The sequence below is a fragment of the Dactylosporangium sp. CS-047395 genome (assembly GCF_050942185.1).
Lineage (GTDB): Bacteria > Actinomycetota > Actinomycetes > Mycobacteriales > Micromonosporaceae > Dactylosporangium.
Window position 1 is genome coordinate 9745002 of the sequence record NZ_CP192015.1, and the last position, 21963, is coordinate 9766964.

The window sequence follows — 21963 nt, forward strand, 5'->3', positions numbered from 1 at the left end:
GGGCGGCGCCGCGCGGGGGCATGTGCACTGGGGTCACCGGGCGCCGGCCAGGGCGGTGGTGTGGACGGCGGTGTCGAGGAGCCATTCGTAGGCTTCGGTCAGGGCGGCCGCCTGGGCCTGTGGGGTGTGCCGGGCCGCGAACGCCTCCTGCAGCCGCGGCCGGGTGGCCTGCCCGGTGCGCAGGACCAGGTCGAGCTCGGCCGCGACGAGTTCCGGCGTGACCAGGGTCGGGTCCAGGCCCAGCGAGTCCAGCGCCGGGATGCTGCGGGCGACCAGCGGCAGCCCGGCCGCGCCCGCCTCCAGCAGCGCGAGCGGGCAGCTCTCCCAGGCTGCCGTGTGCAGGTACGCGTCCGCGCGGGCCAGCCGCTCCCCCACCTCGTCCGGCGGCCGCCAGCCGGTGACCGTGACCCCGTGCGCGCGCAGGTGCTCCTCGAGCCCCGGATCGCCGCCCCCGACCCAGGTCCAGTCGGCCTCGACGGCGACCAGCTCCTTGACGCGCAGCAGGAACAGCGGGTCCTTCTGCGCCCCAACCCGCCCGACGGTGACCACGCCGGGGACCGCCGCGGCATCGTGCGCCATAACCACACCGGAGACCGCCGCGCCATGGTGCGCCATAACCACACCGGAGACCGCCGCGGCATCGTGCGCCATAACCACGCCGCGGACCGCCGCGGCATCGTGCGCCATAACCACGCCGGAGACCGGCACGGCATGGTGGGCGCGGGGCGAGCGGACCCGCGTCGTGTTCGGCACGTGTACCGCCGCCAGCCCCAATCCCGCCGCCAGCTCCGCCTCGCGCGGGCTGACGCAGACGGCCAGGGCGGTCCGTCCGGCCAGGAAACGCTCGGCCCGGCGCGCCAGGCGCACGAAGCCCGGCGGGGTGGTCGCCGGATCGCGCTCGAAGGCGAAGCAGTGCGGCGTGTACGCGATCGCCGGCCCGCCCGGTGCCAGCGCGAGCCGCCCCACCAGCCCGGCCCACGACGAGTGCAGGTGGACCACGGCCGGCCGCACCGCCGCGACCGCGCGGCGCAGGGCGCGGGCGAGACCGGGCAGCCCCCGCCCGGCCGCATGACTGGCGGCGAAGTCGGCGGCGGTCGCCGTCTCGCTGCCGGGCCGAAGGCGTCCGAGCAGATGGTGCTCGTACTGCGGCGTCGACCGCGCGAACTCGGCGATCGCGGCCGCCGTCCCGCCGCCCATCGCCTCGGTCACGTGCAGGATCCGCGGCGCGTTCATGCCCACCCCCGCGCCCTCATCCACACTCCTGGGCGCTCGACGTGAACCGCAGCGGGCGGACGAGGGGCTGGCGCAGGACGTGCAGGTCGCCCCGGGTGTACGGCTCGCGCAGGTGGAGCGTGATCGTGCGGGTCGCGCCGCGGGGCAGCTCGACGTCGATGAGGTACGCCGGGTGGCCGCGCTCCTCGCCCGGGGTGAACATGACGCGGCGGCCGTCGATGGTCGCGGCGCGCAGCAGGGCGCCGTGGGTGGCCAGGTAGCTCAGGTGGAGCCGCTGGTCGCCCGGGCGGATCGGGTAGGCGTGCTCGTCCAGGCGCTGGTCGACGTAGGGCGTGAGGCCGGTCGGGGCGTGGTTGGTCAGGGCGATGGTGACCGTCACGTCGCGCACGTCGCCGCAGCCCGTGCGCCGCCAGGTGACCGCGCGGTCCAGGTAGTAGTCGAGCTTGTTGGCGCCGGCGTTGACGACGACCGCGCCCGCGTACGGCTCGGCGGTCTCCTCGACCTCGCCGGACAGCGGCGTGGCCTCGATCAGGTGCTGGACCCGCGCGTCAGCGCTCCACGCGAGGAGGCGCCGCTCGGTCGCGCCACGGCGGGCGGCCTCGGCCAGCGGGCGCAGGCGGGCCGGGTTCAGGCCGCCGCCCAGGATCCGGGCCTCGATCGCGCGGGCCAGGCCGATCAGGTACTCCTTGCGCGCCGCCTGCCCGGCCGGGGCCGGGTCGGCGTAGCGGGCGTAGATGGTGCTCTGGGTCAGCGCCACGACGTTGCCGGCGTCGACGCGCTCGCCGCCGGGCGCGGTCGCGGGGCCGGTTACGGCGAGCAGGTACGACAGGGCGGTCGGGTCCACGGCCACGACCCCGTCGATGCGTTCGCCGTGCGCGCGCTGCCACATGGCGGCCCAGATCCGGGCCGCGTACGGGAAGTGCGGGCTGGTGGTGCTGTTGACGAGGTAGTCGGTGCTCTTCGTCTCGCGGTAGCGCGCGTCGTACTCGGGGCCAAGGTCGAGGCCGGTCGGCACGTTCCACAGCGCGCCGTCCGGGGCGAACTCGCGGAAGCGCACGACGCCGTGGTCGGCCTCGACGATGGCGAAGGCGCCCGGGATGCCGCCGACGCCGCGGGCCTGGGCCTCGTTGAGGAAGCCGATGAAGTACCGGCGCGGGCCGTCGCGGCCGAGCACCTCCGGCGCGACGCGGGCCCAGCGGTCCGCCCCGTCGAGCGCGGGCGCGGCGGTGCCGAGCAGGCCGGCCACCTCGCTGCGGGCGTCGTCCACCGTGGACAGCCAGGTGGCGTGGGGCAGACCGTCCACCATGGAACGAACCGCCGCGACGGTACCGGCGGCGCGGTGCACGGCCGCCGCGACGTCCTCGACGCCGCGCAGGTCAACGCCGCCGCCGGTACTGCGCGCGACGTCGGAGAGCGCGCCCAGGTCAGGGGCGAGCGCGCCGAGGGAGTCGGCGGCGGCACTCAGGCCGCGGACGGTGCGGAGCGGGGCGCCTGCCCACGGTACCGACGAGGCGAACGACCAGACCGGATCACCGGTCAGCGCGTGGGCGCGCGAGGCATGGAGCCGCAGGTCGTCGGCGGCCGCGGTCAGCGCGGGAAGGTCACCCCGGGCCGCGGCCGCGCGCGCCTCGGTCGCCGCGGCGCGCACGCCACCGAGCTCGCCGCGGGCCAGCCACCCGGTCACCGCGATCCACACGGCCGCCGCGAGCAGCAGGCCGAGCGTCACCAGCGCCCAGAACCGCACCGACCGCACGCGCGGACGCAGCACGTCCCAAACCCGCGCCGCCTGCGGCCAGACCCACGCCCGGGCCGACGACAACGCCCCGCGCACGCCGCGCCGGAACACGCGCGGACGCGACAAGCGGGTCGACCACGCGGCCACGGCGCCCGAGGCCACGTCGCGGACGCGGGACGTTCGCGACCAGAGCCACGCCCGGGCGAAGGTCATCGCGACGCGTGGGCCGCGACGTGGGCGGTGCGGCGCAGGCGGGCGACCGTGACGAGGCCGGCGCCGCCGACGATGAAGGCCAGGCCCGCGGCGGTGTAGGCGAGCGCGCCCGGGCCGGTGACGGGCAGGCCGGTGATGCCGCCGACGGCGCCCGCGCCCGGGGGTGCGGCGGCGACGGTGACGGCGACCGCGAGGGTGGTGCCGGAGGTCTGGCCGGTCAGGAGGATGGGGAGCTGCCCGGTGAAGCCGGCCGGCACCTGGATCGTGGCCGAGGTGTCGCCGTTCCCGTCGGCCTGCGCGACAGCCAGGTGCGTGCCCGCCTCGTTGCGCGCGCGGGCCGCGCCGGCATCATTGCGCGCGCGGGTCGCGGCCGCGAGGTCGATGGTGGCGTCGAAGCTGACCCATTCGAAGGGGTTGAAGCCGTGGCCGGTGACGACGACGGTGCCGCCGGCGACCGGGTTCTGGTTGTCGACCGTGGCACTGCTCGGCAGGGGCTGCGGCTCGACCAGGGTCGAGGACGGCGTCGGTTCCGGTTCGGCGTGGGCGGCGGCGCCGAGGGCGGTCGCGGCGGCCAGGCCGGCGAGGGCCGTGCCGGCCGCTTTCAGGCAACGCATGGTGGAGGTCCCTTCGAATGGTTCGCTAGTACGCGCCGCGGCCGGCGAGCACGGAGACGGTGGTGCGGGCCAGAATGGCCAGGTCCAGGGCGAGGCCGCGCTGCTGGACGTAGTGCAGGTCGAGGCGGACCCGTTCGGCGTAGGCGATGCCGCTGCGGCCGGAGACCTGCCACAAGCCGGTGATGCCGGGACGTACCGCGAGCAGGAGGTCGCCGTGCGCGCCGTAGCGGCCGAGCTCGTCCGCCGTCACCGGGCGCGGGCCGACCAGCGCCAGGTCGCCGCGCAGCACGTTGAGCAGCTGCGGCAGTTCGTCGAGGCTGGTGCGGCGCAGCACGCGTCCGAGCGGCGTGACGCGGGGGTCGGCGACGAGCTTGTGGTGCTCGGCGTACTCCGCGGCCAGGTCCGCGCGGCCCATCGCCAGCAGCGCCTCGGCCGCGCTCGCCCACGGGCGGTCCGGGCCGGTGGAGTGCGACCACCACATGGTGCGGAACTTGAGCACGGCGATCGGCCGTCCGCCGCGACCCAGGCGATGATGGCGGTACAGCACCGGGCCCGCCGGATCGCCCGCCTTGACCGCCGCCGCGACCAGCACGGCCAGCGGCGCGAGCAGCAGCAGGAGCACGGCCGCGCCCACCAGATCGAGGACGCGCGCCGCCGGATAGGGCCGGGCTTTCCACACATACGGACCGTATCAGCTCAAACACGTTGTGTTAGCTACAAACGCCACGAAACCGGACGTACGCCATTATCGTGGCGGACGTGAAGCTGGATCTGCGCGCGTTCGTGCTGCGGTGGCGGCTCGTCGAGCTCGCGGCCGGACTGTGCGCGCTCGGCCTGCTGCTGCGCGCCCGCGCGTGGCTGCCCGCCAAGTACTTCTACGACGGCGACTACATCGCCGCGCTCAACGACGGCACGACCGGCATCCGCCCCGACGCGTACTACCGCTCGATCGCCGGCTTCTACGCAAGCCTCGGCCTCGACACGCACCCGCGCCTGACCGCCGCGCTGCAACTCGCGCTCATGGTCGCCGCCGTGACGCTCGCCCTGCGACCGGCCCCGCGGGCCAGGCGATGGAGCACGATGGCGCTGGCGTTCTGCGCGATCGTGCTCGGCGGCGTGTACCTCACGCAGTACTCGAAGGACGCCGTCGTCCTGCTGTTCGTGCTGCCCGTCCTGGTCGTCCTGCGGGTCCGCGAATGGGCGTCCGCCGCGCCGTTCGTGGCCGCCGGCGCGCTCACGCTCTACGGCGCGCTGTTCCGCTCCTACTGGCTGGTGCTCGCCGCGCTGTTCGTCACCGCGTACGTCGCGCTGCGGCGGGGCCGGCGGCCGGTGCTGCTGCTGCCGACCGCCGCCGCGATGTTCGTGCTCGCCGCGGCCGGCACGCTCGTCGTGCGGCACGACTCGCTCGACACGTTCCGCGCGGCCGCGAACGCCGGGCGGGGCGGCTCCCCCGACGCCGTCACGCTCATCGCGCCGTTCCTCGACGCGCCGCACTCGATTCCGGCCGGGCTCGTGAACGCGATGCTGACGTTCGTGGCGCTGCTCGTACCGGTGCCGCTGCTTTTGGCGGGTGGCTTTGTGCACGTGTCCGGCGCGATCCTGCTCGGCGCGCTCTCCGTGCGCATGTTCGCGGCGGCCAGGACCAGCGCCGGCGACCGGGCCCTCGGAGTCGCGGTCACGCTGCTGCTCGCGTTCGTGGTCACGCAGGCGCTGTTCGCCCCCGACTACGGCTCCCACCTCAAGCACCTGACGCCGATGCTGCCACTCGCGATCTTCGCGCTGGCCCGCGCGGACGCGAAGCGCTACGCGTACGCGAGGAGCGCGAAACGCTACGCGTACGTGAGGAGCGCGACGTGAGCCTGCGCGTCGCGGTCATCGGCGCCGGCCCCGCCGGAGCCACCGCCGCCTACTGCCTCGCCAAGGCCGGCATCGAGGTCGACGTGTACGAGGCCTCCGGCGGCGTGGGCGGCCTGGGCCGCTCGATCGAGCTGTGGGGACAGACCGTCGGCCTCGGCCCGCAGCACCTGCTCAGCGCCGACCCGCGGGTCAACGAGCTCTGGCTGGAGGTCATCGGCGGCGACTACGAGATGGTGCAGCGGCGGACCAGGACATACCGGGCCGGCCGGCTCCACGACGACCCCACGCGCCGGGCCTGGCAGCTCCTGCGCCCGCGCACCGTCGTGTCGTTCGCGCATCCGCGCAAGGGCCCCGGCGAGGTGTACGAGCGGATGTGCGACTTCGTCGAGCGCCAGGGCGGTCGCGTGCACGTGGACACGCCGGTCGCGCGGCTCGAGCGGGACGAGTCCCGGGTCACGGGCGTCCGCCTGAACACCGGCGAGGTGCGCGAACACGACCACGTGGTGTCGTCGATGCCGCTGCCGGTGCGCGCCGGGCACACGGTCATCGTCTATCTGCAGACCACCGCCGAGTCGGTCTTCCCCGACACCTGGATCGACGTGCGCGATCCCGACCTGAGCGTCGCGCGCGTCACGAACTTCGACAACTGGGTCCCCGCGGCCAAGCGGGGCGAGCGCGAGACGGTGCTCGCCCTGGAATACGCGTGCGACGGCGACTCGTGGCGCTGGGACGACGCGCGCTTCATCGCCCTCGCCCGCGAGGAGATCGTCCGTTCGGGGCTGGTCGGCGCGCACGAGATCCTCGATGCCGAGGCCCTGCGGGTGCCGAAGAGCATCCAGTGGTACCGGATGAGCCCCGAAAAAACGGCCGCGGAGTCACCTTTGCGCGAGCTGTCCGGCCTGTCCGTCGTGTCCAGCCCCGGCCATCAGGCGCGCGGGATGCTGCTGGGTCTGCTGGCCGCCGAGAACGTCGTCGAGGACGCGGGTCACGACCTGTGGACCGCCGCCCCGCTGCCCTTCCCCGCCTCGCACATCACCGCGACCGGCCTGGTCCTCGCCTAGGCCTTAAGACCCAGGCGGGCGGAGAGCGCTCTCCATTCACGCCTTAAATTCCGCTCATCTGTGTCCGTTTTGCGCGGTTAACAGGCATCCGGCACGCCACACATATTGACGGCCCGGCGGACCGGGCGCAACATGGGAGAGCGCTCTCCCAGCGAGGGCGCAGCCGGTCCGCCACCGGCGAACGGCACCCGCACACACCCCTGGGAGCTGCATTGAGTACCAGACGTCTCAGAAGAATCGGGATCCCCATCGGGGTCACCACCGCCGTCGTGGCGTCGATGGTCGTCGGCGCCTTTCAGCTGACCTCCGCGAACGCCGCCACCGCCACCCTGTTGTCGCAGAACAAGCCCGCGCTCGCCTCCTCCACGGAGCTGGGCGAGTCGCCGGCCGCCGCCGCGTTCGACGGCAACAACGCCACCCGCTGGAGCAGCCAGTGGAGCGACCCGCAGTGGATCCGGGTCGATCTCGGCTCCACCGCGACCATCTCCCAGGTCGTGCTGCAGTGGGAGGCCGCGTACGCGAAGGCCTTCCAGATCCAGACCTCGCCCGACGGCAACGCCTGGACCAGCATCTACAGCACCACCACCGGCCCCGGCGGCACGCAGACCCTGAACGTCACCGGCTCCGGCCGCTACGTGCGCATGTACGGCACCCAGCGCGCCAACGGCTACGGCTACTCGCTGTACGAGTTCAAGGTCTACGGCACCTCGAGCACCACCCCGCCGGCGTCGGACGGCCCCGGGTACGTCATGGCGAACCCGCCCGTCACCGGCGTGGTCCCGTCGACGGCCACCCCGCCGCCCACCAACCCGCCGACGACGCACCACGAGTTCCAGGCGAACTGCTCGGTGAGCCGCAGCAACCTGCCCGACGACCCGATCGTGTTCTACGGCCTGCCGGGCGCGTCGCACTCGCACACGTTCATGGGCAACACCACCACCAACGCGAACACGACGCTCGCCTCGCTGCAGGCCGGCGGCACCGCCTGCATCACCCCGGGCGACAAGACCGCGTACTGGATGCCCACCCTGCTCAACGGCGACACCGCCGTGCAGCCGGTCGGCCGCCAGGTCATCTACTACAAGAGCGGCGTGCTGGACTACCGGTCCGTCCGCCCGTTCCCGGCCGGCCTGCGCTACGTGGTCGGCAGCCCGTCCTCGACGCTCGACGAGTTCAAGAACCACCCGGGCCACGTCGAGGGCTTCGAGTGCGGTGACCTCACCAACCAGTGGGACATCCCGGCCAACTGCGTCGCCGGCAGCCAGCTCAACGTCCGGTTCCAGGCCCCCAGCTGCTGGGACGGCCTGCACCTGGACACGCCGGACCACAAGTCGCACATGGCGTACCCGGTCGTGGGCGTCTGCCCGGCCGACCACCCGGTCGCCGTGCCGATGATCGAGTTCAAGATGGCCTGGCCGGTCAGCGGCAACATGGCCAACGTGCACTTCTCCAGCGGCCGCGGGTACTCGTTCCACTACGACGTCTACAACGCGTGGGACGCCCCGACCCTGAAGGCCCTGTCCGACCACTGCATCAACGGTGGCCTGCAGTGCGACCCGCGCGGTTTCGACCAGTACAAGCCGGACCGCGGCGCCGCGCTCAACCAGAACTACGTCCTGCCGTAACCGCTGCTGAAGAGGGCCCGCCTTCCGTGCCAGGAGGGCGGGCCCTTCCGGCTATCCGTTGCAGTCCAGCGCACTCAGCGCCGACGTGATCATCCGCTTGTGCTCCTGCAGCGTCGGCAGCGTCTCCCGGGCGAACTGCACCAGGTCCGGGTTGTCGCCGTGGGCCGCCTCGTTCTCGAACAGCGCGACGGCGCCGACGTGATCGAGGTACTCGGCCGGCACGTACGCGCAGTCGAACAACAGCCCGTCCAGCCGCGACCACGCGTTGAGGATGTTCTGCTGCGCCGAGTCGGGCAGGTCCGGCGTGTTCATCCCGTTCGCCTTGGCCAGCTGCGCGAGCTTCGTCCCCGCCCGGTTGTGGTCACTGATCATCTTCGTCCCGAACGCCTGCACGTCCGGGGACACGGCCCGCGCCTTGGCCAGCGAGCCCCCGGCGACCTCGAAGTTTCCGGCGTACCCGGCCGCGGTCACGAACTGCGAGTCCTGCGCGGACAACGGCGTGGAAGCCGACGGGTCCACGGGCGTGGGCAACCCCGGGTCCACGGGCGCCACCGACGGCGGGTCCGTCGGCACCGGGTCCGTCGGGTCGTCCGTGGGCGCCGCGGAAGCCGGCACCGTCCCGAGCACGACGGCGCCGACCACAGCGGCGGCAAACATCGGCAATCGCATGACAACCTCCCGCTAAAAGCGATCTTGGTTGTCCCATAACCGCCGCCACCGACCGCAAAACCGGTTCCACGGTTGCAAAGCACCAGCTCAGGGGCGCGTCCTCAGGGCGTTCACGACCGTCGAGAGCTCAGCGATCAAACCCGCCACAGTGGTACCGTCCGTGCCCCCGATCGTCACCGCCCGCAGCTCGGCCGGCTTGGGCAGCTTGGCCACGATCTCCGGCAGCCGGTCGATGAGCTGGGCCTGCAGGTTCTCCGGCGACTGCGCGTTGGCGACGTCGGCGCGCAAGCGTTCCCGCTCGATCTCCAGCAGCGCCTGCTCGTGGCCGTTCACCGCGCGGGCCGCGGACAGGGCCAGCTCGGCGTCGGCGGACAGGCGGGTCAGTTCGGCCTCGCGCTCGATGCGCAGGCGGCCGATCTCGGCCTCCTCGGCGGCGAGCTGCCGCTCCAGGGCCAGCGCGTGCCGGTTGGTCGCGTCCTGCAGCTCGGCGAGCGCGCGGGCGTCCTCCTGCTCGCGCTGGGAGCGGCGCAGCGCCTCGCTCGCCTCGCGGTCGAACTGGTGGGAGGCGCTCTGGGCCCGCAGGTCCGCGAGCTCGCGGTCGCTGGCGATGCGCTGGGTCTCCCGGTGCCGCTGCGCCGTGAGTTCGCGTTCGGCCACGGCCTCCTCGGCGGCGAGCTCGGCGAGGCGGGCGATGCGGCCCTGCTCGCTGCGGTACGGCTTCTGCAGGTTCTCCCACAGCCGCGAGGAGCTGACCACCGCCTCCTTGATCTGCACGGTGACGATCCGCAGCCCGAGCCCCTCGTCGGCGCCGCCCGAGCCCTCCGCGACCGCGCGCAGGCGGGCGGTGAGCTCCTCGATGATCGGCTGCTTGTCGCTGAGCACGTCGGCCACGCCCAGGGTCGAGACCTTGTCCTTGATGGCGGCCTCGGCCTGCTCCTTGAGCTGCAGGTTGACCAGCCGCATCGGGTCCTCGGGGTCGCCGAAGTCGAGCCGCCGGTACGCGGTCGAGAAGTCCTGGATGATCCACTGGACGTACGCCTGGACGAGCACGCCCTGCAGTTCGCGGCAGATGCAGTACGCGTTGATCAGGATGGTCTGCATCGCGCCCGGCACGACGAGGTAGGAGTCGGTGGCCGGGTTGTACCGGAAGGAGACGCCGAGCCCGACGTGCAGCGGCTCGGCCCGCCCGCGACGGGTGTGCACGACAAACGCGTTCGGCGGGACCAGGACCGTCTTCCAGCGCCCGAACCCGGTGACGCGCACCTCGACGGCGTTCGGCGTGGGCTGCCGCTGCTGCTCGTCGCCGCCCGACCGTTGCCGGGGCGGGAGCCCGGCCGCGGGCGCCGGGCTGCTGCGCTTGGACCGCAGGTCGGACTCGAGCCGCTCCTGCTGCCGCACGACCTGATCGAGATAGGTGTTGGTGTTCGACATCCGCCGCTCCTCATGGGGGCCTTCAGTCTTACAAGCGGATTCAAACGTGTTTTGTACCGTCAGGTCGCGGTCGGCCGCGGCCCGTTCGTGGTCGCCGGCGGGCGGCTGGACGGGGTCACCGGCTCGGCGCCGACGGTCAGCGTCACGGTGCCGTTCTTGGCCACCTGCTTGCTCGCCCGCGGATCCTGCGAGAGCACGTGGTTGACCTGGTCCGGATCGTCCGTGGTCTTCTTGGTGGTCTTGATGTTGCCCGTGAAGCCGTTGTCCTTGAGCTTCTGCTTGGCGTAGTCGATGTACAGGCCGGTGAGGTCCGGCATGGTGATGTACTCGACCTTCGGGGCCGTCGTCGCGCCACGGGTCTCGTTCGCCGTGCTGTCCGTCTGGTACGGGTCGATGCTCCCCGCGCCGCCCGCCCCGTTGCCGCCGTCGGCGCCGTTCGGGCCCGGGTTGGCCGAGGCCTGCGGGGCCGGGGACTGGCTGTTGGCGGCGGGCTTGTCCTTGTCGCCCAGCCCGACCAGGTACACCGTGGTCCCGGCGCCGGCCAGGGCCAGCAGCGCGATGACCACGAGCATGGCGTTGAGCCAGTTGCGCCCCTTGCGCGCGGGCGCGGCGGGCCGGTTGTCGTAGACGGGCACGACCCGGCTCGACGGCCCCGGCGAGACCGGCATGTTGGCCGGCACGGGCGGCGGCGGCACGTACCGCGGCACGGACGGCATCGCGACCGGCTGCTGCCCCGGCGGCATCTGCGCGGGCGGCAGCTGACCCGGCGGCATCTGCATCGGTGGCATCTGACCCGGAGGCGGCATCGACGGCTGAACGACCGGGTATCCGCCGGTTTGGTACACCTGGCCCCGCGGCGACCCGGACACGGGCATCCCGGAGGTGGGTACGCCGGAAACGGGCATCCCCGACACAGGCATGCCGGAAACGGGCGGGCCGTATCCACCAGGCGGCGCGGACGCGGGTGCAACCGGCGGCGCGGACGAAGGCGCGGCAGGGGGCGGCATGCTGAACCCGGCGTTAGCGGCCGCGTCGCGGTCCGGCCACATGAGCCCGGGATCGGTCCCTGGCTGCTGCGTCGCCCCCGCCGGCATCTGGGACGCTCCCGCCGGCAGCTGCGTCGCTCCCGCCAACGGCGCCGGCGCGCTCACGTCGGCGACCGGAGCGGTGATCGGCGGCGGGCTGGCGGGTCCCGTGGCCATCGAGGCGTACGGCGCGGCCGCCGCAGCCGCGGCCGGCCACAGCGGCGCACCCTCCCCGCCGGCGTCCGCGGGCGCGGCCGACAGGGACAGGAGGCACCCCTCGGCCACCACGATCTCCGGCTGCTCCGTGATCGTCGGCGCGATGTTCAGGGTCCGGTGCAGCATGGTCGCCACGAGCGGGATCCGGCTGCCGCCGCCGACCAGCAGGACGCCGGCGACGTCGTCCGGTGCGATGCCCGCCTGGCGGATCAGCGCCGCGGTGGTGAAGACCGTGCGCTCCAGCAACGGCTTGGCCGCCGCCTCGAACTCGTCGCGGGTGAGCTGGGCGTCGACGTTCAGCGGGGCCGGCATCTGCAGGACCACCGCGGGCGCGCGGGAGAGCATCTCCTTGGCCACCCGCGCGTCGTGCCAGAGCATCCGGCGGTGCCGCAGCGAGTCGGGGTCCTGGGCGTCGGCGAGGCGGGTCCAGAGTTCGGGGTCGTTCGGCGAGTACCGCTCCCCCAGCCACCGCACGATCGTCGCGTCGATGTCCAGGCCGCCGACGTCGTTGAGCCCGTCGACCGCGACCGCCTCGAAGCCGGCCTCGCGCCGCACGACCACGCTGGCGTCGAAGGTGCCGGCGCCCAGGTCGTACACGACGAGGGCCTTGCCCACCGGCACCTGCTGGTCGAGCACGGCGGTGAACGCGTGCGCGGCCGCGACCGGCTCCGGCACGAGCAGCGCGGCCCCCAGCCCGGCCCGGCGCGCGGCCTCGGCGAGCACGGAACGGCGCTGGGTGCCCCATCCTGCCGGGTGGGCGATCGCGACCGCGAAGTCCTCGGACCCGGCGACCCGCTTGGCCTCGGCGAACACGAACCGCAGCACGGCCGCGACGAGATCGGCCACGGCCACCTCCCGCGCGCCGAGCAGGATCGCAGGCTCGTCGATGCGCTGCTTCGGGTTCGGCTCCAGCCCGGCCGGATCGAACCGCGCATGATGCAACGCGTCCCCGCCCACGACAAGATCAGCGACACCCACGCCAGGACCGGACCCGCCCACGGCAGCGCCGACGGACCCGGGCGCGGCAGAATCGGACCCGCCCGCGGCAGCGTCGGACGCGGGCGCGGCGGAGGCCGGGCCCGGTTTGGTCGGGGCGAAGACGGCGGACGGGAGCAACGGGTTGGCGTCGAACAACAGCGGCCTGACCCGGCCGTCGGGCCACCGCATCAGAGCTACCGTGTTCGAGGTGCCGAAGTCGATCCCGAGCCCGAAGGCCGGTGACATGGCCTCATCGTAGTTCGCGGAGGCCCGACCCTACGATCACGTTTCGGACGGTCCGGGTCGCAGTTCGGACAGCTCCTCGTACGCCGCAAGGGTGGCCGCCGTCCGCTCACCCACCTCGGCGAGAGGGTCGGCCACGAGGGTCTCCCCCGGCAGGTCCCCGGCCAGCAGCACCCGCGCCCGCGCGCCGGCCAGCTCCCGCCGCTCGTGGTGATCGAGCGACGCCGCGAGCCGCCCCAGCGCCGCCGTGCGCGCCGCGAGCTGGGCGTCCAGGTCGCGCAGCCGATCCTCGGCCGCCTCGATGCGCTCGTCCAGTTCCTCGAAGAGGCATCCGCCGAGCGACTCGCGCGGACGCCCGGCGGCGAGGTCCGTGCGGGTGGCGCGCAGCTCGTCGAGGTTCGCGCGCAGGCTCACCCGGGCCGCGATGAGCCGAGCCAGGTTGTACCGCGTGATCTCCAGCGTCGGCCGGATGTCCGCCGGCTCGGCCATGGCCCCGAGCGCCGGCCAGCGCAGCCGCACCTCGCGCAGGGCCGCCTCGGCCGCCAGCCATTCGGGAAGCGCCGCGCCGGAGATGCGGACGCCGCCCAGCCCGTACCGCATGAACGCGCCCACCACCAGCAGCAGCGCCCCGGCCCCGAACAGCGCCGCGACCACCCCGGCCGGAAACAGCGCGAGCCCGAGCGGCGGGATCAGCCAGGGCCAGCGCGGCACGGCGCAGCGCGGGTCGCGAATCACGCAGACCGAAGCCCGCTGCCGCTGCTCGTGCCGTCCCATCGGCACATCATGCCCCACGAACCGGGTTCGCACATTGAAGGCTCACACTGTGCCCCCTGGCATCACCCGACCCGGGTGAGGATGACGCGGAGGGTGACGACGCCACGGAAACTTCCCGCCCCGGCACGGCCGCCCGACCCGACCACGCCCGCACAAGCCGCCCGCATAAGCCTGGACAGATCGCCACCGTGAGCAGCGTCAGGCCCCGGCGACCAACTCGACAGGACGGGGCCGAACAGCGGAAACACCCCTCACCAAGGCGGCGGGAGCGGCTGAGCGGGGTGGGCGATCGACCGCGCGGTACCGATGCGGCATTGACTTTTAGTTAAGTTTATTTATCGTTGTGCCTCAATAGGACTCTGTCTTGTCTGGAGGCAGTGATGACATCCCGACTCCGGATCGCCCTCGCGGCCGCGGTGGTCCTCGTGACCGCGGGCGGCATCGCGGCGATCACGACCCCGGCGCAGGCCGCCGGCTCCCTGACCGCGACGCTCAGCTACGACTCCGACTGGGGCAGCGGCTACCAGGCGAAGTACACGATCAGCAACGGAACGGCCGCCACCGTCTCGACGTGGAAGGTCGAGTTCGACCTGCCGTCGGGCTCGACGCTCGGCAGCTACTGGGACGCGCTGATGGCCCAGAGCGGCACCCACGTCACCGCGAACAACCGCAGCTACAACGCGCCGCTCGCGCCGGGTGCCACCGCCAGCTTCGGGTTCCTGGTGTCCGGCTCCGGCAAGCCGGCCAACTGCAAGCTCAACGGCGCTTCGTGCGCGGGCGTTACAGACACGACCGCGCCGTCGGTACCGTCCAGTCTCCGAGTCACCGCCACGACGTCCTCCAGCGTGAGTCTCGCCTGGAACGCGTCCACCGACAACGTCGGCGTGACCGGCTACGACATCTACCGGGGCGGGACGCTGGCGGCATCGGTGACGGGCACGAGCGGTACCGTATCCGGCTTGTCGGCCTCGACGGCCTACACCTTCACGGTGAAGGCCCGCGACGGCGCCGGCAACGCCTCGGGCGCCAGCAACCAGGTCAGCGCGACCACCCAGGCCGGTGGCGGCGGGGGCGGAGGCGGCGGGGGCACGACCCTGGCCACCGCACCGTACGTCGACATGGGCGCCTGGCCGACGCCGACGCTCACCGACATGGCGACCGCGGGCAACCTGAAGAACTTCACGCTCGCGTTCGTCAACAGCGCCGGGTGCAAGGCGTCCTGGTTCAACGCGTACGACCCGCGGGCCGGCTGGGCCAAGGACCAGATCGACGCCATCCGCGCCCGCGGCGGCGACGTGAAGATCTCCTTCGGCGGGGCGAGCGGCATCGAGCTGGCCCAGGCGTGCTCGACGGCGGCCCAGGTCGCGGCCGAGTACCAGGCGGTCGTGGACGCGTACAACCTCAAGTACATCGACCTCGACATCGAGGGTGCCGCGGTCGCCGACCCGACCACGATCGCCCGCCGCTCGCAGGCCCTCGCGCTGCTGCAGGCGGCCCGCCCGAACGTGAAGATCTCGCTGACCCTGCCGGTGCTGCCCGAGGGCCTCACCAGCGACGGCGTCAACGTGGTCCGCTCGGCCCGCGACGCCGGGGTCAACCTCGACCTGGTCAACGTGATGGCGATGGACTACCAGCGCAGCAGCGGCGACTACGGCAACTTCGCGGTGCAGGCCGCGCAGTCGACGTTCACGCAGCTCAAGGGCCTGTACCCGAGCAAGACCGACGCGCAGGTCTGGCGCATGCTGGGCGTCACCCCGATGCTGGGCAAGAACGACGACGGCGGCACGTACGACCAGAACGACGCTCGCCAGCTGGTCTCGTTCGCCCAGACCAACCACCTCGGGATGCTCTCCTTCTGGGAGACCACCCGCGACCGCAACGCGTGCAACGGGGCGCTGTACATGTGCACGAACGTCCCGCAGTCCCCGTACGAGTTCTCGAAGATCTTCGCCGGCTACACGGGCTGAGATCGCGCTGAGGCGGGTGATCCGGATGCCGCACCCATCCGGATCACCCCGCCCGTGGCTCAGCCGTAGGTCGGCTTCTGCGGCCAGCCGGCCGGCGAGTCCTCCCAGTCCTCCTGCCGCCCGTACGGCGTGACGTCGAGGATGTTGTTCGAGAACAGGAGCCGGTCCACGCCGCGCTGGGTCGTGTTGTACGTGCGGTAGACCGTGTCCCCGTCGCGCAGGAACACGCTGAGCATGAAGCCGCCGCCCGCGTCGCAGTCGTCGGCGAACGTGGTGCCGCGCGAGGAGACGAACGGGATGCTCCAGCCCCGCTCGGCCTTGTACTTCTCGATCTGCGCCAGCGGCATGTTGGACACGTTCGTCCAGCTCACACCCTTTTCGATCAGGCGCGGCAGGGCGGTCGGCGGGATGTTGTCGGTGAACGCGGTGCAGCCCGGGCAGAAGTGGTCCGGGCCGTTGTCCATGAACTGGTAGACCACCAGCTGGTCGCGCCCCTCGAACAGGTCGACCAGCGTGCGCGGGCCGTCCGGGGTGTCGAACGTGTACTCCCCGAAGCGCGCCATCGGCAGCCGCCGGCGCCGGGCGGCGATCGCGTCGAGCTTGCGGGTCGCCTCCTTCTCGGCGATGAGCAGCTCGTCGCGGGCCTGCCGATATTCCTCCGTCGATACGATCCGTGGCTTCTCCATGGGCCCGATTCTGCCCGCGCGCCCCTCGATCGGCTAACCGAACAGCCCGGTCAGCACCAGCGCGTACAGCAGCGTCTCGGCCATCCACGCCGCATAGAGCAGGGCCGGGGCCGGCGGGGCGACCGGGGCCGGCGGCAGCGACACCGTGTCCCGGACGCGCTCGCGCACCCGCGCGGCCGCGCGTTCCATCGACAGCCGCAGCGCCCCCGACAGCTGGTGCCCGGTGCGCTCCTCGCCGGACAGGAAGCGCGGCAGCAGCGGGTGCTCGCCGCGCGCGGTCACGACCAGCCCGGCGCCGTGGTGGTCGGTCTCGATGGTCACCGCGCCGTGCCGGTCGGAGCGGATCGCGTGCACGTCCGACCAGACGAGCAGTCGCGCGCCGATGCTGCCGACGACGCTGAGCCCGGCGCCGTTCCAGCTGACCCGCGGGCGCAGGAACAGCCGCCACCCGGACAGGCAGGCGATCGCGGTGATCGGGGCGGTGACCGCGACCGCGCCCCAGTACGGCAGGGCCGGCAGCAGCCGGGACAGGATGACGAGGAAGGGCCAGGAGGAGGCGAGCACCACCGCGTAGCCGGAGAAGCGGTTGTGCCGGTGGGTGTGCACGGTCTCCGGGTCGGCCGCGACGTCCTCCGGCCGCAGCGCCAGGATCTCCTCGGGCCGCAGCGGCAGCCGCGCCGGGTCGGGAACGCCCGTCGCGTCGTCGAGGTCCGGGTCGGGTGCCGGGCCGCCGTAGGCGGGAGCGAAGCGTCCGCTGCGGGCCGGGCCGCGCGGCACGAGCAGTTCGCCGTCGACCGCGACCGCGCACCAGTGCCGCTGGGCCGGCACGCCGAACAGGATGCCGGGGCGGATCTCGTCGGAGCCGTGCCGGGCCAGGGCGAAGAACTCCATCAGCGCGGGCTCGCCCGGCCGGGCGTCGGTGGCGTAGACGGCAACGCGGCCGCCGAGCGCCCAGACGTACACCTCGGTCGCGGGCTGCTCCCCCGCGAACAACGCGCGCGCGGCCGCCGAGCGTTCCCGCGCGCGGGCCAGGCACCCCGCGGCCAGCCCGGCGATCAGCACCGCGAGGGAGAGCCAGCCGCTCGTGTCGTACGGCTCGCTCACCAGCTGGTAGAGCCCGTCCCCGCCGACCAGGACGGCGACCCGCGAGCCGACCGGATGCTCGTCGGAGTCGCCGACCGTCACGCGTGCGGTAGCGGCGCCCGGCAGCCGCACTTCCAGGGTGTACTCGTCGGGGTGGGCGGTGACCTCAGCCGTCACGCGGTCGGCGGCGGCCAGCCGGTCGTCCGCGTCGGACTGCGCGAGCAGCGCCGACCCGGCAATGCCAAGAGCCAGCAGCAGCATCGGTACGGCCAGCAGCCGCCACCCCAGCCCGTAGCGCGGCAGCGACGCGGGCGCCGGCGGCTTGCGGTGGAAGGTGGTCGCCGCCCACATCTCGGCGGCGGTGCCGAGCCCGGGCGGGGCCAGCCGGGCGGCCACGAAGGCGAGGACCGCGAGCGCCGCGTCCGCGCCGGTGAGCCAGGGCGGGGAGGCGAGGTCGGGGTGCGCGACCTGCCAGATCGCGTCGGTGGTGAAGAACAGCGCGGCGAGCCAGGCGGTGACCGGCAGCGAGACGAACGCGACCACGGGCAGCGCGGCGACGAGGCCGAAGAGCAGCCCGTCGAGCCAGTCCGGGCCGCACGGGGCGGCGTCGGAGCACTCGACCGGCGGGTCGAACGCGATGTGCAGCGACAGGACCGCGATGGCGGCCACCACGACGAGCAGCGCGCGGGCGCGGCGCCAGCGCACGGGGCGCACGGTCCACCCGAAGACGTCGGCGGTCAGCAGCGGGGTCATTTGCCCGCCATTCTTCCCCAGCGCGGCGCCCCGGTGCTTGCGCGGGGTCGGACGGTCACCCTGCAAGAGAGCGGGTTCCGTGGGCATCAAGGCCGATTTGTACCCGTGGACCAGTCGCGATGTTCCCTGTAACGTCCTGCCGTGAAAGCGCTCTCTCGCATTTGTGGCGCGTCACCCCCGCCTCGCGATGCTCGCCCCATCGTCGCCCTGAGTCGCGGTTGCGCGCCACCGGAGGAAAGTAGGTCGCGTTTCATGCCATTGGTTCCCTCCGGCCAGGCGTCCGCCAGGTCTGCCGGCACGACCGGACGCCGCCGCGGCCGGTGGTTCGCCCTCGGGGCGGCCGTGCTGCTGACCGCGGTCGCCGCCGTTTCCACCCCCGGCGCCGCCGCGGCCGCGCCCGCCGGTCGCGGGTCGTCCGGCCAGCCCGACTTCGGGCCGAACGTCAAGATCTTCGACCCGTCGATGACGGTCGAGCAGATCAAGGCGACCACGGACGCCGTCCTGGCCCAGCAGGTCGACAACGAGATGGGCACGCAGCGCTACACGCTGCTGTTCAAGCCGGGCACGTACGGCACGACCGATCACCCGCTGGTCTTCCAGGTCGGGTACTACACCGAGGTGGCCGGCCTCGGGCTCAACCCCACCGACACGGTCATCAACGGCCACGTCGACGTGTACAACCGCTGCCTCACGGCGGACAACTGCATCGCGCTGGTCAACTTCTGGCGGTCGATGTCCAACCTCACCATCAACGTGGCCGGCGAGACCGGCTGCCGCGCGTCCGGTGAGTTCTGGGCGGTGTCCCAGGCCGCGCCGCTGCGCCGGGTGAAGATCAACGGCAACACCACGTTCATGGACTACTGCACCGCCGGCCCGCAGTACGCCAGCGGCGGCTTCATGGCCGACTCGGTCCTGGGCTCGGCGACCAACGGTTCGCAGCAGCAGTTCCTGGTCCGGGACAGCAACATCGGGCCCTGGTCCAACGCCGTGTGGAACCAGGTGTTCAGCGGGGCCGTCGGCGCGCCGGCGCAGCAGTTCCCGAACCCGCCGTACACCACGCTGGACAGCACGCCGGCCAGCAAGGAGAAGCCGTTCCTGTACATCGACGGCAAGGGCAAGTGGAACGTCTTCGAGCCCGCGCTGCGCAAGAACAGCTCGGGCGCCAGCTGGGTGAACGGGCCGACCGCGGGCCGCTCGATCCCGCTGTCGGACGTCTACCTGGCCAAGCCGTCGGACTCGGTGCTGCAGATCAACCTGCAGCTCGCGCTGGGCAAGCACCTGATCTTCACGCCCGGTGTGTACAACATCAACAGCTCGATCCTCGTCTGGCGCCCGGACACCGTGGTGCTCGGCATGGGCATCGCCACGCTGACCGCGGTCGGCGGCGCGGTCCCGATGTGGATCGCCGACAGCAAGGGCATCTCGGTGTCCGGCATCATGATCGACGCCGGTACCGTCAACTCGCCCGCGCTGATGCAGGTCGGCACCAAGCTCGGCGGCGCGCTGAACCTCGGTGACGCCAACGACCCGACGGTCCTGCACGACGTGTTCTTCCGCGTCGGCGGCCCGCACGTCGGCAAGGCGGACGTGAGCCTGGAGGTCAACTCCGACCACGTCATCCTCGACGACATCTGGGCCTGGCGCGCGGACCACGGCGTCGCGGGCTCGGTCGGCTGGGACATCAACACCGGCCGCAACGGCGTCATCGTCAACGGCGACGACGTCCTCGCGACGGGCCTGTTCGTCGAGCACTACCAGCAGTACAACGTGATCTGGAACGGCGAGCGCGGCAAGACGATCTTCTTCCAGAACGAGCTCCCGTACGACCCGCCGAACCAGGCCGCGTGGCAGCACGACGGCGTGCTCGGCTGGGCCGCGTACAAGGTCAACGACAAGGTCAAGACCCACGAGCTGTGGGGTGGCGGCAGCTACATCTTCACCAACGTCGACCCGACCATCCACGCGGCGCACGGCTTCGAGGTCCCCAACCGCCCGGGCGTCAAGCTCCACGACATCCTGACGGTGAACCTCGCGGCCGGCACCATCGACCACGTGGTCAACGACACGGGCGCCCCGGTGGCGACCGAGACCGGCGTGGGCGCGCCCAGCTACGTCACGAGCTACCCGGCGAGCTGATCCCCCGCACGAACAAGAACGGCGCCCGGCTCTTCGGCCGGGCGCCGTTTCGCATATCAGAGAATGAATCGCCTGTCGGCGAGTGGGCCGGCGACGGAGGTGCCGGCCTCGGCCGGCAGCCAGAACACATCGTCCGACGCGTCCTCTGGCTCGACGTTGACCTGGTTTTCCCGGACGTCACTGCTGAGCACCGCGCTTTCCATGCGTCATCGGTACCCCATACGTGTTACAACAAACGCCCTGAGCTGTGACGAAACGCTCAACCCGTAAGGCGCGCCGAACGATCTTCCGCGTTACCGGTGAGCCGCCTGGCATACACCAGGACCTCCGCGCCGGGCCCGTAGTCCGCGGTCCGCTTCTCCAGGGTCAGCCCCGCACGCAGCGCCACCTGCTGCGATGCCAGGTTGTCCGGGTGGATGATCGCGATCACGCGGTCCGCCCCGAGCACGTCGCGCGCCCAGTCCCGGCACGCCCGCGCCGCCTCGGTGGCCAGGCCGGTCCCCTGCAGCCGCGGCACGACGTGGTAGCCCAGTTCGAGCTCGTCCACGCCGTCGACGCGCTGGATGGTCAGGCCGCAGTCGCCCGCGAAAATGGCGCCGGCCCGCAGCCGCAGGGTCCACAGGCCGTGGCCGTCCTCGCGGTACCGGCGCCGGTTGCGCTCGATCCACTCGAGGGTCTCCGCCCGGGTCTTGGGCCGCGGGTAGAACCGCATGACGTCCGGGTCGCCGACGAGCCGGTCCAGGTCGTCGAGGTCGTCCGGGGTCATCTCGTGGAACGTGAGGCGGGCGGTGCCGGGCGGGGTCACTCGACGTACAGGTTGATCACCGCACTGATCGGCAGGGCGACCATGACCAGGAGGAAGGCGAGCAGGCTGGCGGCGCCGGTCTGCTGCTGGGCGTGGATGGTCTTGAGGGTGCACTCGCCGGTGAGGACGAACCAGTCGATCAGGTACCGGGCGATGTAGAGGCCCACGTAGGCGATGCCGAGGGCGGCACCGAAGCCGGCCAGGCTCTCGGGCCACGTGGTGAAGTCGCCGGCGATCGAGCCGTACAGGATGAGGCCGACAGCGGTGAGGACGCCCGCGGACTCGAGGCCCTCGGTGACGCCGCCCTGGACCATGGCGAGGCGCAGGTTGCCGTGGGCGACGAGGCCATGCAGGTAGAACGCGATCACCAGGCCGGCGATCCCGGCCACGGTGAACACGGCCGTCGAGATCAGCGAGGTGCGCAGGTTGGGCGCCTGGCCGATGAACGTGGCCCGCACGACCAGCGCCAGGCCGAGGTAGAAGCCGAGGCGGACCAGGCCGACGGAGAGCGGCACGGTGTTGAGCGCGCCGAGCGGGGTGGCGCGGGTGCGCAGGATCATCCAGTCGGTGATCCAGAAGCCGAGCACGGCCAGCAGCGTCGCCCACAGGATGCCGCCGCCGACCCAGGCGAGCGACTTCCAGTTGGTCAGGTCCTGGCCGACGAGGCTCGACACGCCGATGACCTGGACGGCGACGAAGCCGACCCGCTGGACGAGGTACCCCCAGTTCGACCGGGCCCACAGCTCGTCGTGGTCGTCGAAGGAGGTGACGGCGTTGAGCAGCCACCAGCCGCCGCCCACGCCGAGGATCACGATGAGCACCTGGAGCACCGCGATCAGGTCGGCGGTACCGTTCATGC

Annotated in this window: 18 protein-coding genes; 5 read left to right on the forward strand and 13 right to left on the reverse strand. The window is 72.6% G+C overall.

The features are described 5' to 3' along the window. Positions 1–33 precede the first annotated feature (33 nt). From ACQP00_RS45555 to ACQP00_RS45570, 4 genes are read right to left on the reverse strand one after another with little or no spacing between them, the layout of a single operon-like run. Positions 34–1233: a glycosyltransferase gene (locus ACQP00_RS45555; protein ID WP_433209646.1), complete on the reverse strand. Its 1200-nt coding sequence runs from the start codon at positions 1231–1233 to the stop codon at positions 34–36. Positions 1234–1249: 16 nt separating this feature from the next. Continuing rightward, the gene (locus ACQP00_RS45560; protein WP_433209648.1) at positions 1250–3181 is read right to left on the reverse strand and encodes a DUF4012 domain-containing protein; all 1932 of its coding nucleotides are present in this window, start codon (positions 3179–3181) and stop codon (positions 1250–1252) included. Further along, positions 3178–3795 (reverse strand): hypothetical protein, encoded by a 618-nt coding sequence (locus ACQP00_RS45565; protein ID WP_433209650.1) that lies wholly within the window; start codon positions 3793–3795, stop codon positions 3178–3180. Before ACQP00_RS45565 ends, ACQP00_RS45560 begins: the two co-directional genes overlap by 4 nt. Positions 3796–3820: 25 nt before the next feature. Further along, positions 3821–4474, reverse strand: coding sequence for a sugar transferase (locus ACQP00_RS45570; RefSeq protein WP_433209652.1), 654 nt, complete (start codon positions 4472–4474; stop codon positions 3821–3823). 80 nt (positions 4475–4554) lie between these two features. Here ACQP00_RS45570 and ACQP00_RS45575 point away from each other — a divergent pair, with 80 nt between their 5' ends. The 3 genes from ACQP00_RS45575 (at position 4555) to ACQP00_RS45585 (ending at position 8338) form a co-directional block, all read left to right on the forward strand. After that, the gene (locus ACQP00_RS45575) at positions 4555–5652 is read left to right on the forward strand and encodes a hypothetical protein (protein ID WP_433209654.1); all 1098 of its coding nucleotides are present in this window, start codon (positions 4555–4557) and stop codon (positions 5650–5652) included. Then, a complete protein-coding gene (locus ACQP00_RS45580; protein WP_433209656.1) occupies positions 5649–6713 on the forward strand; it encodes an FAD-dependent oxidoreductase in 1065 nt (354 codons plus the stop codon). Before ACQP00_RS45575 ends, ACQP00_RS45580 begins: the two co-directional genes overlap by 4 nt. Before the next feature lie 278 nt (positions 6714–6991). Further along, the gene (locus ACQP00_RS45585; protein WP_433224231.1) at positions 6992–8338 is read left to right on the forward strand and encodes a DUF1996 domain-containing protein; all 1347 of its coding nucleotides are present in this window, start codon (positions 6992–6994) and stop codon (positions 8336–8338) included. Between the two features lie 51 nt (positions 8339–8389). Here ACQP00_RS45585 and ACQP00_RS45590 read toward each other — a convergent pair whose 3' ends face one another. The 4 genes from ACQP00_RS45590 to ACQP00_RS45605 all read right to left on the reverse strand — a co-directional run bounded on the left by ACQP00_RS45590 (position 8390) and on the right by ACQP00_RS45605 (position 13674). Then, entirely contained in the window at positions 8390–9007 is a 618-nt protein-coding gene (locus tag ACQP00_RS45590) for a DUF4142 domain-containing protein (protein WP_433209658.1), read from the reverse strand. Between the two features lie 87 nt (positions 9008–9094). Next, complete coding sequence (locus ACQP00_RS45595; RefSeq protein ID WP_433209660.1) at positions 9095–10438, reverse strand: SPFH domain-containing protein; 1344 nt, start codon at positions 10436–10438, stop codon at positions 9095–9097. A gap of 59 nt (positions 10439–10497) precedes the next feature. After that, entirely contained in the window at positions 10498–12903 is a 2406-nt protein-coding gene (locus tag ACQP00_RS45600; protein WP_433209661.1) for an Hsp70 family protein, read from the reverse strand. A 36-nt stretch (positions 12904–12939) separates the two neighbouring features. Continuing rightward, a complete protein-coding gene (locus ACQP00_RS45605; RefSeq protein ID WP_433209663.1) occupies positions 12940–13674 on the reverse strand; it encodes a hypothetical protein in 735 nt (244 codons plus the stop codon). Between the two features lie 380 nt (positions 13675–14054). Between ACQP00_RS45605 and ACQP00_RS45610 the strand changes: the two genes are divergently transcribed. Beyond that, positions 14055–15641, forward strand: a complete 1587-nt coding sequence (locus tag ACQP00_RS45610) for a cellulose binding domain-containing protein (RefSeq protein ID WP_433209665.1) — start codon at positions 14055–14057, stop codon at positions 15639–15641. 59 nt (positions 15642–15700) lie between these two features. On the opposite strand, the gene ACQP00_RS45615 is transcribed toward ACQP00_RS45610, so the two are convergent. Continuing rightward, a complete protein-coding gene (locus ACQP00_RS45615; RefSeq protein ID WP_433209667.1) occupies positions 15701–16327 on the reverse strand; it encodes a DUF899 family protein in 627 nt (208 codons plus the stop codon). Positions 16328–16360: 33 nt separating this feature from the next. Next, complete coding sequence (locus tag ACQP00_RS45620; RefSeq protein WP_433209669.1) at positions 16361–18163, reverse strand: PH domain-containing protein; 1803 nt, start codon at positions 18161–18163, stop codon at positions 16361–16363. 252 nt (positions 18164–18415) lie between these two features. Between ACQP00_RS45620 and ACQP00_RS45625 the strand changes: the two genes are divergently transcribed. Then, the gene (locus ACQP00_RS45625) at positions 18416–20299 is read left to right on the forward strand and encodes an adenylyl cyclase (RefSeq protein WP_433209671.1); all 1884 of its coding nucleotides are present in this window, start codon (positions 18416–18418) and stop codon (positions 20297–20299) included. A gap of 56 nt (positions 20300–20355) precedes the next feature. On the opposite strand, the gene ACQP00_RS45630 is transcribed toward ACQP00_RS45625, so the two are convergent. The 3 genes from ACQP00_RS45630 to ACQP00_RS45640 are packed head-to-tail and all read right to left on the reverse strand — an operon-like array spanning position 20356 to position 21961. Further along, positions 20356–20502, reverse strand: a complete 147-nt coding sequence (locus ACQP00_RS45630) for a hypothetical protein (RefSeq protein WP_433209673.1) — start codon at positions 20500–20502, stop codon at positions 20356–20358. Between the two features lie 56 nt (positions 20503–20558). Continuing rightward, a complete protein-coding gene (locus ACQP00_RS45635; RefSeq protein ID WP_433209675.1) occupies positions 20559–21104 on the reverse strand; it encodes a GNAT family N-acetyltransferase in 546 nt (181 codons plus the stop codon). Beyond that, positions 21101–21961, reverse strand: a complete 861-nt coding sequence (locus ACQP00_RS45640) for a hypothetical protein (RefSeq protein WP_433209677.1) — start codon at positions 21959–21961, stop codon at positions 21101–21103. Before ACQP00_RS45640 ends, ACQP00_RS45635 begins: the two co-directional genes overlap by 4 nt. Between the last annotated feature and the right edge of the window lie 2 nt (positions 21962–21963).